This window comes from Flavobacterium myungsuense (genome assembly GCF_042677265.1).
In the GTDB taxonomy this organism is placed as follows: Bacteria; Bacteroidota; Bacteroidia; order Flavobacteriales; family Flavobacteriaceae; genus Flavobacterium; species Flavobacterium myungsuense.
The window spans coordinates 116637-134890 of sequence record NZ_JBHTIZ010000046.1 but is presented as its reverse complement, the minus strand read 5'-3'; the positions used below and the strand labels follow the sequence as shown (position 1 = coordinate 134890).

The following is an 18254-nucleotide window of genomic DNA, read 5'->3' as shown; positions in this document are numbered from 1 at the left end:
TATGAAAATAAATACAATAAAAAACCTAGAAAGCTTTACAGGTACTATTTTAATTCCTGTATTCGAAACCTATTCTAAAAGTTTAGTACCCATAGAATTTCATGGTGTTTCGGTTTCGGCAAAAGTTTTTTACGGCAAAAAAGATACTTGTTATTTAGTCGAAAAATACGATTCAACTCACATATTCATAGGTATAGGAAAATCTATTGACTATAAATCTTTAAAAACTATTTTCAGAAGAATTGCAACAAAAAATAAAGAGTTATTTGGCGACAATGTTGCATTATTTTTATCAGATGAATTAAAAAGCGAGCAAGTTGAAGCTGCTATATCAGGTTTACTATTAGGAACTTATGATTTAGGACATTTTAAAAAAGAGAAAGTAACTCATCCTTTTTTAAATCCCGAATTTGTTTTGCAAATAGTTTCAAAACAAAATTTCGAAGAAACTGCAGTACGAGCTACCAAAATAGCTTCGGCTCAATTAGAAATATTAAATTTAGTTGATTTGCCATCAAATAAAATAACTCCAAAATATTTGTCAAATTGGGCAACTGAAACCGGTAAAAAATACGGATTTACAACTGAAGTATTCGGTTTTGAAGATGCAACTAACAAAAAATTAGATTCGTTTTTATCAGTAGGAAAAGGAAGTGATAAAGAGCCTCAGTTTGTAATTATGAATTACATTCCAGAAAATGCTGATGCTAAAACAAAGCATGTGGGTTTGGTTGGAAAAGGAATTACATTTGATACAGGAGGATTAAATATAAAAACTTCCGGAATGGTTCACATGAAATGTGATATGGCTGGTGGAGCAGCTGTTTTTGGTGCTATGCAACTCATTTCCGATTTAAAGTTACCTGTAAAAGTAACAGCAATTGTTCCGTGTTGCGAAAATGCCGTCGATAATAAATCATTTTTGCCAAGTGATGTAATAAATAGTTATAGTGGTCATACTATAGAAATTATTGATACAGATGCCGAAGGGAGACTAGTGCTTGCCGATGGTATATCCTATCTTATAAAAAATTATGCTCCAGAAGTTATTGTAGACATTGCTACTTTAACCGGAAGTAGTGTTGGAACTTTTGGTTATGAATGTGCAGCTTTGTTTACCAATAATGAATCCATTTCTAAAAAGTTACAGCAATCTGGCGACTATGTAGGTGAAAGACTATGGCAATTGCCACTTTGGGATGCTTATAAACCCGATATAGAAAGCGATATTGCTGATCTGAAAAATTACAGTGGAAAACCAGTTGCAGGAGCAATTAGTGCTGCCAAATTTTTGGAATTTTTTACTGAGGAGCATACTGCTTGGGCGCATTTAGATATTGCTGGGGTTGCTTTTGGGGATGATGAATTTGCCAAAAGTAAACATGCAACGGGGTATGGTGTTCATTTATTAACTAATTTTATTGAAAATCTATAAATCATGAATAATCCTAAAACATTTGTTTGTATTTCTAATTATTTTAAGGGTGTCGATTTTTTAATTAATTTAAAGAAATTAGGAAATAAAGTTTTCTTAGTAACTTCAGAAAAGCTCCGAGATAAATCATGGCCAGTTGAATATATTGATGAGATTTTTTTTATGGAAGGGCACGATACAGACTGGAACTTGGAACATTTATTGCTAGGGGTTGGAAATTTAATGAGAAATCATAAAATAGACGCGATTGTTGCACTTGATGATTTTGATGTAGAGAAAGCTACTTATTTGCGTGAAAATCTTCGAATAGATGGTATGGGTCAAACAACTGGTCGTTATTTTAGAGATAAGCTAGCTATGAGAATGAGAGCCAAAAGTTGTGGTATTTCTAATCCAAGTTTTTGTTCTTTATTTAATGATTTTGATATTAATATTTTTGCCGATACAGTTGCATCTCCTTGGGTATTAAAACCTCGATCTGAGGCTTCGGCTTTAGGAATTATAAAGGTATATGATAAAGATAGTTTGTGGATGCATATTAATGAATTAGGAAACAATCGCTTTAAATATTTAGTAGAACAATTTCGTCCTGGCGATGTGTACCATTGTGATAGTTTGATTTTAGACGGTAAAATTATTTTTAGCATTACCTCTAAATATTTGGCAACACCAATGGAAATTTCTCAAGACGGTGGTATTTTTAGAAGTGCCAATATTCCTTATGATTCTCCTGATGATAGGGCTATAAAAAAAGTAAACGAGCAGGTGATTAAGGATTTTGGTTTAAAACACGGTACAGCGCACTCAGAATATATAAAATGTAAGGAAGACGGAAAGATTTATTTTCTAGAAACTTCTTCACGTGTTGGTGGAGCTCATATTGCAGATATGATTGCATCAGCTTCAAATATAAATCTTTGGGCAGAATGGGCAGCAATAGAAAATGCTTTAGTAAAAGAAATTGAGTATAAACTACCTGAGATAAAAAATGAATATGCCGGAATTGTTTTAACCTTGTCAAAATACCAACATCCTGATTTATCTTCTTTTTCAGATGATGAAATTTGTTTTAGAGTGTCTTTAGATTATCATGCGGGTTTAATTGTAAAATCTTATAAACACGAAAGAGTTTTAGAATTATTGGATGATTATGCAGATAGATTTGTAAAAAATTTTGCTACCATTGGGACTCAGAATGAAGTAAAAAAATTACATTAATAGTTTAAAATTTAGTCAACATAATTTTGGACGAGATATTAGATCAACTAAAAATTCCATAAAAAAAGGTCTGAAAATCAAATGACTTTCAGACCTTAGTAGTCTAATTTTTTTGATGATTAAATGTCATCAAACTCAATATCTGTGAAGCTTTTGTCTAATTTTGGACTTTCGTCTTCTGCAATATCATTATTATATTCTTTCTTGAAATCTTTTTGATGTCTTTCAGAAATTACTTCTTCACCTTTGTGATTTAAAACATAAGCAGTCATATCTTCTAGAATTTCTGAAAAAGCTGTAAAATCCTCTTTATACAAGTAAATTTTGTGTTTTTTGAAGTGAAAAGAACCGTCTTCCTCAGTAAATTTTTTACTTTCAGTAATAGTTATGTAATAATCGTCTGCTTTAGTAGCTCTTACATCAAAGAAATAGGTTCGTCTACCGGCTCTTAAAACTTTAGAAAAAATCTCTTCTTTTTCTAACATATCATTTTCTCTCATAATCCTTCTATCAATTTATTTACTTTTTGTTTACATTTAATTCCTTTTCAAAAATGGTAAAAAAACATTTACAAAACAACATTTAGGTTAATTCTTTTTCTGAAAGTTGTTTTAAATACAAAGCGGCGTAGTATCCTTCTTGGTTTATTAATTGATTATGAGTGCCTTGTTCTATGATTGTTCCTTCATCAAGAATAATAATTTTATCGGCATTTTTTGCCGATGATACTCGATGACTGATAATAATTGTGGTTTTGTTTTTGCAAAATTCCAGTAAATTATTTAGGATGGTTTCTTCGGTTTCGGTATCTACTGCCGAAAGACAATCGTCTAACAATAAAATAGGAGCGTCTTTAATTATGGCTCTTGCAATAGAAACGCGTTGCTTTTGTCCGCCAGAAAGGGTTATGCCACGTTCGCCTAAAATGGTTTCGTATTGCAAATTAAAATGGATAATATTGTCATGAACTGCTGCTTTCTTGGCAGCATCTATAACTTCACTATCAAGAGCACTTTCTTTACCAAACTTGATATTATTTTTTATAGTATCTGAAAACAAAAAGGCATCCTGCGGCACTATTCCTATACTGTTTCTTAAATCGAATAAATTTACTTGATGAATAGGATTTCCGTCTACTAAAATTTCTCCTTGAGTAGTATCATACAATCGACTAATTAGCGAAACAATACTCGATTTTCCGGAACCTGTTTTACCTAAAATGGCTAAAGTTTCATCTTTATTTACAGTAAAATTAATGTTTTTAAGTGCCTGTATCTGGGTGTCATCATACGTAAATGATACGTTTTTAAACTCTATTGTCCCTTCAATAATTGACTTTTCAGGATGATTGTTTTGAATATCGGGTTGTATTTTTAAAAATTCATTAATACGTTTTTGTGATGCTTCAGCTTCTTGAACCAATGACGATATCCAACCCAACGAAGCTACTGGCCATGTAAGCATGTTTACATACAAAATAAATTCGGCAATGGTACCAATGCTTTTTATACTTCCGTTAATATACATCATACCGCCAAAATAAATCACCACTAAGTTGCTTACGCCAATTAAAGCGAGCATTAATGGACCAAACAATGATTGCACTTTTGCCAAATTCATACTCTTGGCCTTGCTCTCTTTTGATAATTCCTCTAAATTATTTTGATGCTGGTTTTCTAACGAATAGGCTTTTATCACTCTAATTCCAGAAAAAATCTCTTGGGTAAAACTCGAAATTTTAGAAAGGTATTGCTGAAAAATAGTACTTCGTTTATTGATTTCTGAGCTTAATTTGAAAATTGCATACGATAAAATGGGCAATGGCAGCAACGTATATAAAGTTAATCTTGGCGAAACGTCATACATATAAATGATGACTATAGCAAAGCGAATAAAGGTATTTATGGTATACATAACCGCTGGGCCTACATACATGCGAACTTTTCCAACATCTTCGCTAATGCGATTCATCAAATCACCTGTTCGGTTTTGCTTATAGAAATTTTGGGAGAGATTTTCATACTGACGAAAAACTTCATTTTTTAAATCGAATTCAATATGACGTGACATTACAATTAAGGTTTGTCGCATCAAAAAAGTGAGAAAACCTGCAATTATTGTAGTGGCAATTATTAGAAGAATGTTATGTATCAGTTCTTTTTGAATAAGAGCCGAATCGACAGCCGATTGTTTTACATGACTTTCAATGGCTTGAAACGATTTACTGATTAATTTGGGAGTAAATAGTGAAAAAATTTGAGCTACAATTGTGGTTACAATGCCAATTAAAAAGCTGTATTTGTATTTGACAAAGTATTTGTTTAAATAGTTTAATTCTTTCATGCTAAGATTCCTGCCAATTTTTCAATAGCAAATATAGGGGTTTAAAAGCAATAATGAGATGGACGATATTAACTTTGGCTCATATTTAAGACGATATTAACGAGAAAAGAAAGGGCTAAATAATTTCGGGTTTCAATATTATTGTTATTTTTGCACTGCGAAAGTTTTTATTTCGAATTCTAATTTTTATAAAAAGTTCTTACCTAGTGTTAAATAGAAGACATATCCGTGTTAAAGTGATGCAAACCATATATGCAATGCATCAAAATGGTTCTGACAGTTTAGAAAAAGAAGAAAAATTCTTGCTGTTTAGTATCGAAAATATTCAAGATTTATATTTGGTTATGCTTTCTTCTTTGATTGAAATTGCTAAAAAAGAACTTGTTTTTTTAGAAAAATCATCAAAGAAACATCTTGCTACTTCAGAAGAACGAAATCCCAATAAAAAATTTGTAAATAACGCTATTTTCAAAATGCTTGCCGAAAATAATTCGTTAAGTATTGCTTTAGAAGACCGAAAAATTAACAATTGGTCGTTGAATGACGATTATATTTTGTTGCTTTTGTCGGCTATTAAGGAAAGCAGTTTGTACAAAAAATACATGTCTACCAAAACTACATCGTTCTTAGAAGACAAGGAATTTGTTTTAGCCGTTTTTACAGATATTATTGCCACTAACGATAAATTATACGATTATTTAGAGGACAATAAGCTAACGTGGGTTGATGATATTCCGTTAGTAAATACTCAAATAATTAAACAATTGGGTGCTCTAAAATCAGCCAACGATAGTTTTAAAGTGCCAAAATTATATAAAGACACTGAAGATAAGGAGTTTGTGTCTAATTTATTTCGGAAAACTGTTTTAAACGAAGTAGACTTAGCAAAGGAATACCTAGATAAAACGCCTAATTGGGATACTGAACGTATTGCCGAAATTGACACTATTATTTTAAAAATGGCTATTTGCGAGTTTTTGAAATTTCCATCTATTCCTTTAAAAGTAACTATTAACGAATATTTAGAAGTGGCTAAAGAATATTCTACTCCTAAAAGTAGTATTTTTATCAACGGAATTTTAGACAATTTAGTTAAGGAATTTCAAGCAAATAATAAAATTCAAAAAACTGGAAGAGGTTTAATGTAGTGTAATCAAATTACCCGATGATGAAAAAAATTGTACTTTCATTTTTTCTATTCTTTATCCTGATAATTTTTTCTTGTAAAAAAGAAGAAGCTACACAAACTCATTTTGGAACGGCACTAGCACTTAAAGCGAAAGAAAAAGAAGCTCAGAAAGCCAAAGAAAATCAAACAGAAGAAGCAATAACTTCTAAAATTGTTCCAGTAGACGGGAAATATCCGGTAATGACTTTTAAAACAAAAGAACATGATTTTGGAAATATAGTACAGGGAGAAAAAGTAGAAACTGTTTTCAATTTTAAAAATACTGGCGAATCAAATTTAGTTATTTCTAAGGCTGTTGGGTCATGTGGTTGCACAGTTCCTGAATATCCTAAAGAGCCTATAGCACCGGGAAAATCGGCTAAAATTGTAGTTTCATTTAATTCGGCTGGAAAAAACGGAAAACAAATGAAAACGGTATCGCTTACTACCAACACTTTAGAAGGAAATGAAATTCTAACAATTAAATCTTTAATTCAATCAAAACCCAGAAAATAATCTGGACTAACTTCACATTAAAACGTATGGAACAAATTCAACAATTCGCACCCTTTATCTTGATGTTCGTAGTCATTTATTTTTTTATGATTAGACCGCAACAAAAAAAGGCAAAACAAGAAAAACAATTCGAAGCTGATTTAAAAGTAGGCGATAGAATCATTACAAAAAGTGGTTTTCATGGTAAAGTTTCAGAACTAGCAACAACGACTGTAGTTATAGAAACAATGTCAGGAAAATTAAAAATAGAGCGCTCTGCTATTTCTATGGAAATGACTGCAGAATTGAACAAAAAATAATCAAATCAATTTTATTAAAAATGCCTCCAATTTGGAGGCATTTTTTATTTAGTAAATCGTTATTTCTTCTTTTTTTGCTTTTTGCCAATTGCTTTAATCGAGAAATCAGTAGTTGCTGTTAATTCAGCAATTTTTATAATCACATCAATGGCTTTTTGCATACTTTCAACAGGAACATATTCGTATTTACCATGAAAATTATGTCCACCAGCAAAAATATTTGGGCAAGGCAATCCCATATAGGATAATCTAGAACCATCAGTTCCTCCTCGAATGGGTTTTATGATAGGTTTGATACCTAAATCTTTCATGGCTTTTTCGGCAAGATTTACAATAAATAATACAGGTTCAACTTTTTCTTTCATGTTGTAATACTGGTCTTTTATTTCAGTAATGACAATATCGTCACCAAATTGTTTGGCAAATTTTTTGTTTATTTTTTTGGTAATATCATGAATTAATTCTTTCCTTTTTTTGAACTTCTTAGCATTATGATCTCTAATAATCAATTCCAAAACAGTTTCTTCAATACTTCCACTTAAATGATGTACATGAAAAAAGCCTTCATAGCCTTTTGTTTCTTGAGGAATTTCTTTCTTAGGAAGTTCATTTATGAAATCATTGGCAATCAGCATCGAATTAATCATTTTGTCTTTTGCATAACCGGGATGTACACTTTTTCCTTTGAATGTTATTTTGGCTCCAGCTGCATTAAAATTTTCATATTCTAATTCGCCTATTTGGCTTCCGTCCATAGTATACCCCCATTCCGCTCCAAACTTTTCTACATCAAACAAATCAGCTCCTCGACCAATTTCTTCATCGGGGGTAAAACCAACTCTTATTTTTCCGTGTTTGATATCAGGGTTTTTAATCATGTATTCCATTGCGGTAACAATCTCAGTCAATCCTGCTTTGTCGTCGGCACCAAGAAGTGTAGTGCCATCTGTAGTGATTAGAGTTTGCCCTTTGTATTGCAATAAATCCTTGAAATAGTTGGGTGATAAAATAATGTTATGTTCTGCATTCAGAAGAATATCTCCACCATCATAATTTGATATAACTTGTGGTTTTACATTTGCACCTGTAAAATCAGGCGAAGTATCGTAATGCGAAATAAATCCAACTGTAGGCACTTCGTAGTCAATGTTACTAGGTAAAGTTGCCATGACATAGCCGTTTTTGTCTTTCGTGACGTCGGTCATTCCAATAGCTTTGAGTTCTTTTACTAATATATTGGCTAAAACTAATTGTTTTTTGGTGCTAGGAGTTGTTTCTGAATATGGATCAGATTCTGTATCTACAGTGACATAGTTTATAAAGCGGTCGATTATATGTTGCATGTTTTTGTATGTAGTTGAATAGAATCACAAATATATAATTAGTTATTGCTATAAACAACGAATGAATTGGCCTATAATTATTTTTTAAAGTTTCTTGAATTCAAATTCTAAAGTTTTAGCTATCTTATTATTACAGTCAAATTAAGAAAAAGGATTTTAGTTTTTATAAAACTCCCTAACACTTGCAAGGATTTCAGTAGGAGTCATTTTAGTAGTGGTTTGAACATCTATTAGTTTTCTATAATCTATAAAATGTTCATCGTATATTTTTCGTTGCAACTGGGTTTTAGTTTCAGAAGGGCCAAAAATAAAAAGTTCATCTGATTCTTTAACTTGGGACATAACGTCAGATAGAAAATGGTCAAATTGATTATTATTTTGTTGTTCAAATTGATGGCGATGCGTTACTTTATTGATTTTGTCATCTTGATAAATTATGTTTTCAATCCCTGATTTAATTTCAGTTACATTTTCACCTCCATCAAAAAGCGTTACAATGATTGCTTCAGAAGCATCAATCCAAACTCCGGTTTGTTTTTTCCAATTTTTCATGACTTCAAAAAATTAAATTAAAGATTCCGTTCGTTCCTATAAATTTACAAAAAGATAGTGAATTACAGCATCTAAATTCATTTTACTTATGAACTATTTTTAAGTTTATAATTTTAATAATCAGCAGAATAAAAATTTTAAAACAGAGATGAATGATAACTTTTTACAACAGAATTTCCATAAAATACATGTCGATGAAAAGAATTATATTATATGCTCATTCTATTTTTGGTTGAAATTAGCAAAAGCTTCGAATAACTTAAACACTTTCAAGAAAAACAAACATATATAATAAACCGTTAGTCTACATAAAAAGTGTTTCTGTCTACACTTTTGGGTTTTTGAACTAAAAATAATTTAGATATACTTTGTAATGTGTAACTTTAAAATAGATATAGATTCACTCCCAAATCTTCTTTAAAAATGAAAACTGATTTTAATCTGTTTGAACATTCGCCTATACCAACTATAGTTTCAGACAGTAGCGGTAAAATTATTTTTAGAAATAAGAATACAAACGGCCTGTTTTACGAAATTAATATACCGGAGAATATCAATAATATTTCTTTATTATTTCCTTTTTTTGATCTTCAAAATCCTAAAAAAAATCAAATTTTAAATGATAAAAAAGGGCATCCTGTTGCTATAGATATAGAAACGGTTAATTATAAAGACCAAAATGAATTTTATTTACTATTTCTTCAAAAAACAAATCAAAATAAATTCACAGAAAAAAAACAGTATGTAATCCAACAAAAATATAATGTATTTGAGGATTTTATCGATACTATAAAAGAAGGAGTCTTAGTATTTGATGCAAATGGAAAACTTCAATTTACAAATAAAAAAGCAAAAAATTTATTAGAAATAGCCAATACAAATCGAAAAAGATTAGAAGTATGGGAATTATTTGATTATTTTATAAGTAAGGACAATTGGAAAGAAAACATCAATTCATTATCACTTCATAAAACAATTAAATTTACTTTCAATAAAAATAATAAATTTTATCAAGCTGAGATCCGAAAAAAGATTTATGAAACCCGTTGTTTTTATCTTCTAATTTATAATGATATTACCAAAAAAGTATCTGATAATAAAATCATAAAGGAGCAGCATAATGAAATTGATTTTTTGCATAAAAACTTTCCTGCGGCTTTTTTTCAGTTACATGTTACTCCAGACAAGGAAAGCTATTTTGAATATGTAAGTGAATCTTTTCAGGAAATTTTTGGTTTTGAATTACTCACGTATCAATCAAAATGGGACACTAATTTAGTATTACATCCAGAGGATTTTGATTCGTTTGTTGAGGCTAAAAACAAGGCTATTTCGTATGTTCAAGAATTTAAATTTACCGGTAGATTTGAATTGACTAGTGGAGAAATAATTTGGTTCGACGCCAATGCCATTCCTATAATAAAGGATGATGAAATAACATTCAATGGAATTGTACAAAACATTACTGAACGAAAGAAAGAAGAAGCTGAGATAAGTAAAAAAAGATTTTTCAATGATAGTATTTTGTATAATATTCCTGCAGATATAGCTTATTTTGATAAAGATCATAATTATTTGTTTATAAATCCTCAAGCTATTTCTGATGATACCACTCGAAACTGGCTAATTGGAAGAAATGATTTTGACTATTGCGAAATGAAAGGGCTAGATACCTCAATAGCCAATATTAGAAGAGGGTATTTTAATCAAGCTAAAGAAACAAAAAAACAAGTAGATTGGATTGATGAAATTAATAGAGATGGAAAGAAAATATCCGTTTTGCGAAGATTTTATCCCATTTATATGGAAGGTGAGTTTACCAATATGATAGGCTATGGAGTAAATGTTTCTGAGTTAAAAAATCTTCAAAAAATATTAGACCAAAGTCAATATGAAAATGAATTAATTCTTAAATCAGCTTTAGATGGTGTCGTAATGATTGATAATAATTGGACTGTTACCTATTGGAATCCTGAGGCCGAAAATATATTTGGTTGGAAAGCTAGTGAAGTGATGGGAAATAATTTATCCCTAATTATTTTCCCAAAAATTGAAAATGTCAATTATGACATCCGCGATTACTTTAATAAAAATAGTGTACAATTTGAGACAAAGAAAACTTTTGAATTTAACGCAGTCACAAAAAAGAATAATGAAATCTCTATAGATTTAACAATAGTTTCTCTTGAGGATCAGGGGTTTAAAACTAAATTTATTGTTTTTGTTAGAGATATAAGTACTAGAAAAGTCAAAGAAAAACAAATTCGGTTTCAAAATGAATTATTAGTCAAACAAAATAGAGAACTGGAGCAATTCAATTTCATAACGTCACACGATTTGCAAGAACCTTTGTTAACATTAATTGGGTATTCCAATTTACTTAAAGATGACTATGAAGACAAACTCGATGATGAAGGAAAATTATTCTTAGAATTCATTAGTAATTCGGCTGGCAGGATGAGAGCCTTAATTTCAGGATTATTAGAATACAATCGTATTGTAAAAAATAAAGAGACGCTCACCTGCGATTTAAATGATTTAATGGTAGAGGTATTAGATGATTTACATGCTAGCATATTAGAAACAAGAGCTTCAATAAGTTACATTAAACTCCCCATTATCAATTGTTATCCTGTTTTTTTTAGATCATTGCTTCAAAATTTAATTAGTAATGCCATAAAATTTAAAAAGAAAGCGATAAAACCTAAGATAATATTATCAGTTAAAGAGACACAACAAAAGTGGTTGTTCAGTGTTAAAGATAATGGTATTGGTATAGATGAAAAACATTTTGAACAAATTTTTATTATGTTCAAGCGATTAAATAATATTAATGACTACAAAGGTTATGGGATTGGGTTGTCTCATTGTAAAAAAATTATAGAAATTCATAATGGTGAAATTTGGGTAAACTCAACCCCAAAAAAGGGATCTACATTTTATTTCACTATTGATAAAAAAATCTAAACTATGAATATAAGTAAAATACTATTGGTTGATGATGATTTAACAGTTAATTATTTTCATAAGAGACTTTTGCAATCATTTTTTGACAAAGATAAAATCGAGACTTGCCTTAATGGAAAACAAGCTATAGATATGTTGACTAACATGAAGGAAACAAATGATAAAGAAGATCATGTTATTATTCTTTTAGATTTGAATATGCCCATTATGGACGGATGGGAATTCCTAGCAGAATTTCATTATTTAAAAGAAGAGTTAAAATTTAGCAGTACTATTTATATCGTTACTTCTTCATTGAATCCAGAGGATAAAAACAATTGTATCTCTAATTCTGATGTGAAAAAATATTTGAGTAAACCTTTGTCTAAAAAAGATATTGAATTAATTATTCCTTGATGATACCTGTATAGAAAATATAAATTATTATATTTTACAAAAGAAAAACATAAATAAAGAATTAAAAGCGCAATAAATAAAAATCAATAAATTATTAAAAAAAATGTTTAATTTTTTTTAATAGTTTTGACTAAAATCACTCTATTAATTTTATTATATATTATAAAAAGCATTGATTATTTTATTAAAAATAGTCAAGAAATAATATTAATCATTAAATACTAAAAACATGTTAGAATTCTATTCATCAACAACACGATCAATAAACACAAAAAGAGGCGTAATGGAATGTATGGAAATTGCTATGGGCAATACCTATATGGAATCAGATCTTTTAATATTTCATGCCTCAATAGGGCATGATTTTTCAGAAATAATACAACAGGCCAAATTGATGGCTCCTAATGCAAGAATTGTTGCTGCCTCTTGTTGTGGGGTTGTGGGCAGAGAAGGTGTTAGCGAGTCAATGAAGGATATAGCCTTGATGGGTATTAAAGGAAAAGAATTTGCCTTAGCAAATACAAATGAAATTTACGGACACAATTCCTATGATAAATGTTTAGAGATGGCAAAGTCTCTAAAAGAACAACAAAAAGGAATCAATATGATATACTTTTTGGCCTCAGGAATTGATATTGATAATGACCGCTGCATAGCAGCTTTTGAAGAGGTATTTGGTTCTGAAATTACAATATTTGGGGCGACATCTTCAGATAATATGAAAGGCTTTATCAATTTTCAAGCAGTAGATGATATAGTAATGGAGCATGGCGCCTATGCGATTGGATTTTCCGACCCTACTTTGAAGATAGACACACAAGCTACTCACGGTTTTGTGGCTATTGGCGAACCTTTGATAGTTACCAAATCTAAAGGTCACATTATAGAAGAGCTCAACGGAAAGCCTGCATGGCAAGAATATATAAACAGGTTAGGCTTGCCTAGTAATGCTTCGTGTGGAGATTCTATTCCAATTGGTGCTTTGGGTGAAAAACTTTCTCCGGAATTAGCGGCTGAATATGGCAATAATCACATTCTTAGGGTAGTAACTAAGCATGAGGGTAATTCAATTTATTATGCCACAACATGTCCTGTAGGTACAGAGTTATGGCTTACAACAAGAGACGAAGAATTGATATTTAGTGAAATGGACCTAATGGTTGAATGTGTAAAAGAACGTTTAGATGGTAGTCAAGCGGTTGCTGTTTTTCATGCAGATTGTCTCGCTAGAGGACGATTTTTATTTGATAGAATTATTAAAGAAGAATTGGTGAATAGAATGCAATATCCATTTTATAGTGATGGTCAGTGCCCGCCATGGTTAGGCATGTATGGTTTTGGTGAGTTTGCCCGATTGGGTAATAAAAATACTTTTCATAATTATACCACTGCTTTGTACATTTTATACAGATAGTAACAAATTTTAGTTAATAAATGATTAAAGCCCCCAAATCTTTTTTTATGACTACACAAAATGATTATGATAAATTAGTGACTGAATATCGTGATTTGCAACTTAGAGTATCGCGATTTTCTTCTATTGAGCAACAGCTTGTAAACACTCGTGATCAATTAGATCATGAATTGGTTTTGTATAAGAGACTGAATAAATTCAACAAAGACGTTTTGAAAAATTTGTCAGAAGTAGAATTCATTGAACTAGTGGCAGAGACTATTATTGACATTCTCGAAATTGAAATCTCAGTATTCTATATTGAATATGTAGGAGAGGGTAAGAATTCATTTATACATGTTGAAGGTAAGAATTTTGACAATTCATATCTTGAAATGATAGCTAAAGACATCAAAAAAATAGCTGTTAAATCTGGAGATTCTATACCTGAAATATTTACGAAACGAATTTTCGAAAACTATGAATCAATGAATTTTTATTCAGACGGTATTAGTTTTCATTTTTTTGAAAAGGAACTAGGTTATTTCATATCTCTATTTGGAATGGTTACATCTAAAAAAGCTCCTTTATATCAAAGGTTAGATGCAAAGCACGAAACAATTTTTGGCATTTTTGGTCAGCAAGTTCAAAATCTAATGGCCAACAGAAAAAGAAGTGAAAAAATTGAACAACAAATTCAGAAAATCAGCGCATCTGAAATTGAATTAAAGAAACTTTCCTTAATTGCTACAAAAACCAAAAACGGGGTAATTATATCGGATAAAGAGGGAAGAATTGAGTGGATAAACGATTCGTTTACTAAATCAACAGGCTATACGCTAGCAGAAGTAATTGGTAAAAAACCAAAAGATTTTCTACAAAGAAAAGATACAGATTCAGATGTAAACACCCAATTGAGTGAAGCCCTTTCTAGAAAGGAAACTATTGAAGTAAAGATTGTTAATTTTACAAAAGAAGGATTGCCTTATCACAATTTAATAGAGATAATGCCCGTATTTGATGATGAAGGGAATCATATTAATTTTATTTCTTTACAGAAAGACATTACTGCCGAAACCATGTTTTTGCAAGAGAGAAATGATTTCATAGCAAGATTAGGTAGTTTGAAGTTTTTTTACGAATCTATTTTAAACCATTCTCCAGCTAAAATTGCTGTTTTCAATCCTGACTATACTTTATCTTATGCTAACGAACAACTTTTACTAAAAGATACCATCTGGATAAAAAGCCAAGGAAAATCGTTGGAACAAATTGCGCAAGATAATTTGTCAGAAAAAGAAAGATTACTCAATATTTTAAATGCTATAAAGACCTCCGTTTCAGAAAACCGATTGGTACAGTTTGAGGAAATTAAAAAAGAAAATGATGGGAACTCGAGATATGTCTTAAACAATGTATTACCTTATTTTGATGATAAAGAGGAGTTAAAACATATTATAGTTTCAGGTATAAATGTTACTGATTTGAAAACAATTCAGAATGATGTTTTGAATAAAAATTTGGAGTTGAATAAAATCAATGGAGAATTGGACACTTTTGTTTATAGGGTTTCACATGATTTAAGAGCACCTCTTTTGTCTATAAAAGGTATATTAACTTTACTTTTTCACTCTGAACAGTTCAATGAAAATGTAACAGAGTATCTCAATCTTATTCAAAATAGTGTTTTGCGATTGGATGAAACTATTCAAGAAATATTAGAATATTCAAGGAATGCAAGGCTTGAAGTAAAATTGGAGACCTTTAATGTCGAAGAAATGGTTCATGAAATCTTTGCCGATCTTAAATATACCAATCCTGATAATGTTGATTTTTCTATGAATATTCAAGGCTCTCCAATATTGAAATCTGATAAATCTAGACTTAATACTGTACTTAAAAACATTATTGGAAATTCAGTAAAATATAAAAAATCTAATAGTAATGATTGTTTTGTTACTTTTTCCTTAAAACAATTAGAAAAATCCATTGAAATTAAAGTGAGTGATAATGGTGAAGGGATTTCATCTAAAAGTTTGCCTAAGATATTTGAAATGTTTTATAGAGGAACAAGTACGAGTGTAGGAACGGGTTTAGGTCTATATATAACTAAGGAAATACTTAATAAATTAAATGGAACGATATTCGTAAGCTCTGAATTAGGGCTTGGAACTACAATAACAATTAATATTCCTAATGAATAATTAACCTATGAAAAAGTATTTACTTATAGATGACGATCATATTTTCAACCTTGTTCATAAACGGACAATACAGATAATTGATAAAGATGGGGAGGTAATAGAATTTAAAGATAGTGTAATGGCATTAGGATATATAAAAGCCCAACTCGACACTGGCGAAACTTTACCTGATTATATTTTCTTAGATATCAGTATGCCTGAAATGAATGGTTTTGAATTGTTAGATGGTCTTTCTGATTACCCTGTAGAGCTTTTTGCTCACACAAAACTTTATATTGTTACTTCCTCACTGAATGATAGAGATATGAAAAAAGCATTTTCCTACCCTATGCTAACAGGGTATTATGGAAAACCTTTATCTATAGAAGTGATTAAAGGAATTGTAGAAAATCATTAAAAGTTTTAGATTAAATTGCTGTTGTCATTTAGTAGTAGATGAAAATAACTATTCCCTATTGTAGTTATCAATTCAGTTTTTTTTAATGTTCAAATGACTAATTATAAAAGTTGCAACTCAATAACTACAACTCAAACTAGAATCAATCAATTTTGATGTGATAACCTATCGAAAATCCTACTGGAAATAACTCGTTTTCAAATTCAATTCGTTCATAATTTTTTAAATCATCGATGTATTGGTCTACATCAGAACTTCTTATAGGCACCAATAAAGCCAATGACCAATATCCATTTCTACCTTTATCTTTAGGTTTGAAATCAACTCCAAAGCCAAAAGTTGGGCCGTAAAATAGTTTGTTAAACTTTGAAGCATTTTTCACGGCTATAGCCGCATTATACCCGTACATTCCTATAAGGTAAGGACCAATTTTTGGAGACTCTTTTTTCGCATTTAACCTAAATTTGGCACCTACATTGAATCCAGCACCTGCAAAAGCATATCCTACACCTCCAAAAAGTCCAATTTGATCTAAAGGGTAATACAAAATATTGGCTCCAATTCCACCATAATCAAGACCCAAACCCAGTCCTATTGTAGTGTTTAAATTGTTTTGTTTGAGAGGCGTCGGTGTGTCTTGAGAATAGCTGTCAATTGCTAATATAAGACAAAGAAGGCTTAGTGATTGTTTAATTGTTTTCATTTTTTTAGCGTTTTTAGGTCAATTAAATACATAAAAATTAGGTTAGTAGCAAATAGACAATTAGCTATTAAATCAGAAATAATTACTGACAGTGTCTCTCAAAGATACGAATAAATTAACAAAATATCTAGAATAGGAATCTATTTTTTGAATGTAAGCAAAAGTATTTCCTATATATAATGGGCATCTGAAAATTTATATTTACTTTAAATTAGTATGAATCATAAGAAAATTGAAATGATAATTCTATTTTTGCAATACACAACACAACTACCATGTACAAATTATTTATTCGACCAATTCTATTCAAGTTTGATGCTGAGAAGGTGCACTATTTTACTTTTTCATTAATACGTTTTTTATCAAAAATTCCAGGTTTTTCATCATTATTCCAGGCAATATATCTTGTCAACGACAAACGATTAGAAACGGAAGTTTTCGGTTTAAAATTTAAAAATCCTGTGGGTCTTGCGGCAGGTTTTGATAAAGATGCAACCTTATATAAAGAGTTGTCAAATTTTGGTTTCGGATTTATAGAAATTGGAACTCTAACCCCAAAAGGGCAAGAGGGAAATCCTAAAAAAAGATTATTTCGTCTTAAAGAAGATGCCGCCATCATCAATAGAATGGGTTTTAATAATGGAGGGGTACAAAAAGCAGTTGAAAGATTAAAAAACAATAATGGTGTTTTGATAGGAGGTAATATCGGAAAAAATAAAGTTACCCCAAACGAAGAAGCAACATCCGATTATGAAATTTGTTTCGATGCCTTATACGACTATGTCGATTATTTTGTAGTAAATGTAAGTTCACCCAACACGCCTAATCTTAGAGCATTACAGGACAAAGAGCCATTGACGCAATTGCTGCAAACCTTGCAAAATAAGAATGTAAAAAAACTAAAAGAAAAACCCATACTGTTAAAAATTGCTCCCGATTTGACAGATGATCAGTTGCTGGATATCATTGATATTGTAAAGCAAACTAAAATAGCAGGAGTAATTGCTACCAATACCACCATTTCACGAGAGGGGTTGCAATCTGAAAATAAAACAGAAACTGGAGGTTTGTCAGGAAAGCCATTAGCCAAACGTTCCACTGAAGTCATCCGATTTTTATCCGAAAAAAGCAATAAAGCCTTCCCTATTATCGGAGTAGGAGGCATTCATTCTCCTGAAGATGCCATTGAAAAATTAGATGCTGGAGCGAGTTTAATACAACTATATACTGGTTTTATTTATGAAGGGCCAGCTTTAGTAAAAGCCATAAACAAAAAAATAGTAGAAAGAGTATAAAAACCAATTCTTTGCTATCTTTACC

Annotated in this window: 16 protein-coding genes; 11 read left to right on the top strand and 5 right to left on the bottom strand. The window is 30.6% G+C overall.

Going from position 1 to position 18254, the window contains the following annotated elements; translation table 11 throughout:
* Position 1: 1 nt before the first annotated feature.
* Together ACFQ0S_RS13275 and ACFQ0S_RS13270 are read left to right on the top strand one after the other, a co-directional pair.
* Complete coding sequence (locus ACFQ0S_RS13275; RefSeq protein ID WP_379759189.1) at positions 2–1435, top strand: leucyl aminopeptidase family protein; 1434 nt, start codon at positions 2–4, stop codon at positions 1433–1435.
* A gap of 3 nt (positions 1436–1438) precedes the next feature.
* Complete coding sequence (locus tag ACFQ0S_RS13270) at positions 1439–2653, top strand: ATP-grasp domain-containing protein (protein ID WP_379759192.1); 1215 nt, start codon at positions 1439–1441, stop codon at positions 2651–2653.
* 119 nt (positions 2654–2772) lie between these two features.
* On the opposite strand, the gene ACFQ0S_RS13265 is transcribed toward ACFQ0S_RS13270, so the two are convergent.
* Together ACFQ0S_RS13265 and ACFQ0S_RS13260 are read right to left on the bottom strand one after the other, a co-directional pair.
* Complete coding sequence (locus ACFQ0S_RS13265) at positions 2773–3153, bottom strand: PUR family DNA/RNA-binding protein (RefSeq protein WP_379759195.1); 381 nt, start codon at positions 3151–3153, stop codon at positions 2773–2775.
* Between the two features lie 82 nt (positions 3154–3235).
* Positions 3236–4996, bottom strand: coding sequence for an ABC transporter ATP-binding protein (locus ACFQ0S_RS13260; protein WP_379759198.1), 1761 nt, complete (start codon positions 4994–4996; stop codon positions 3236–3238).
* Between the two features lie 239 nt (positions 4997–5235).
* On the opposite strand from ACFQ0S_RS13260, the gene nusB reads away from it, so the two are divergent.
* The 3 genes from nusB to yajC are packed head-to-tail and all read left to right on the top strand — an operon-like array spanning position 5236 to position 6979.
* Positions 5236–6144 carry a transcription antitermination factor NusB gene (nusB, locus tag ACFQ0S_RS13255; protein ID WP_379759499.1) on the top strand — a complete coding sequence of 303 codons (909 nt, stop codon included), beginning with the start codon at positions 5236–5238 and terminating at the stop codon, positions 6142–6144.
* 20 nt (positions 6145–6164) lie between these two features.
* Positions 6165–6680 carry a DUF1573 domain-containing protein gene (locus tag ACFQ0S_RS13250; protein WP_379759201.1) on the top strand — a complete coding sequence of 172 codons (516 nt, stop codon included), beginning with the start codon at positions 6165–6167 and terminating at the stop codon, positions 6678–6680.
* Between the two features lie 26 nt (positions 6681–6706).
* Positions 6707–6979: a preprotein translocase subunit YajC gene (gene yajC, locus ACFQ0S_RS13245; RefSeq protein ID WP_379759204.1), complete on the top strand. Its 273-nt coding sequence runs from the start codon at positions 6707–6709 to the stop codon at positions 6977–6979.
* Positions 6980–7038: 59 nt separating this feature from the next.
* On the opposite strand, the gene pepT is transcribed toward yajC, so the two are convergent.
* Complete coding sequence (gene pepT / locus ACFQ0S_RS13240) at positions 7039–8322, bottom strand: peptidase T (protein ID WP_379759207.1); 1284 nt, start codon at positions 8320–8322, stop codon at positions 7039–7041.
* A 156-nt stretch (positions 8323–8478) separates the two neighbouring features.
* The gene (locus ACFQ0S_RS13235; RefSeq protein WP_379759210.1) at positions 8479–8874 is read right to left on the bottom strand and encodes a hypothetical protein; all 396 of its coding nucleotides are present in this window, start codon (positions 8872–8874) and stop codon (positions 8479–8481) included.
* A 423-nt stretch (positions 8875–9297) separates the two neighbouring features.
* Here ACFQ0S_RS13235 and ACFQ0S_RS13230 point away from each other — a divergent pair, with 423 nt between their 5' ends.
* The 5 genes from ACFQ0S_RS13230 (at position 9298) to ACFQ0S_RS13210 (ending at position 16231) form a co-directional block, all read left to right on the top strand.
* Entirely contained in the window at positions 9298–11841 is a 2544-nt protein-coding gene (locus tag ACFQ0S_RS13230) for a PAS domain S-box protein (protein ID WP_379759213.1), read from the top strand.
* 3 nt (positions 11842–11844) lie between these two features.
* Positions 11845–12237 (top strand): response regulator, encoded by a 393-nt coding sequence (locus tag ACFQ0S_RS13225; protein WP_379759216.1) that lies wholly within the window; start codon positions 11845–11847, stop codon positions 12235–12237.
* Between the two features lie 229 nt (positions 12238–12466).
* Positions 12467–13651 carry an FIST signal transduction protein gene (locus ACFQ0S_RS13220; RefSeq protein ID WP_379759219.1) on the top strand — a complete coding sequence of 395 codons (1185 nt, stop codon included), beginning with the start codon at positions 12467–12469 and terminating at the stop codon, positions 13649–13651.
* A gap of 47 nt (positions 13652–13698) precedes the next feature.
* Complete coding sequence (locus tag ACFQ0S_RS13215; protein ID WP_379759222.1) at positions 13699–15834, top strand: PAS domain-containing protein; 2136 nt, start codon at positions 13699–13701, stop codon at positions 15832–15834.
* Between the two features lie 7 nt (positions 15835–15841).
* On the top strand, positions 15842–16231 hold the full coding sequence (locus ACFQ0S_RS13210; protein ID WP_379759225.1) for a response regulator: 390 nt from the start codon (positions 15842–15844) through the stop codon (positions 16229–16231).
* A gap of 142 nt (positions 16232–16373) precedes the next feature.
* On the opposite strand, the gene ACFQ0S_RS13205 is transcribed toward ACFQ0S_RS13210, so the two are convergent.
* A complete protein-coding gene (locus ACFQ0S_RS13205) occupies positions 16374–16934 on the bottom strand; it encodes a hypothetical protein (protein WP_379759228.1) in 561 nt (186 codons plus the stop codon).
* 275 nt (positions 16935–17209) lie between these two features.
* On the opposite strand from ACFQ0S_RS13205, the gene ACFQ0S_RS13200 reads away from it, so the two are divergent.
* Complete coding sequence (locus tag ACFQ0S_RS13200) at positions 17210–18229, top strand: quinone-dependent dihydroorotate dehydrogenase (RefSeq protein ID WP_379759231.1); 1020 nt, start codon at positions 17210–17212, stop codon at positions 18227–18229.
* Positions 18230–18254: the final 25 nt, after the last annotated feature.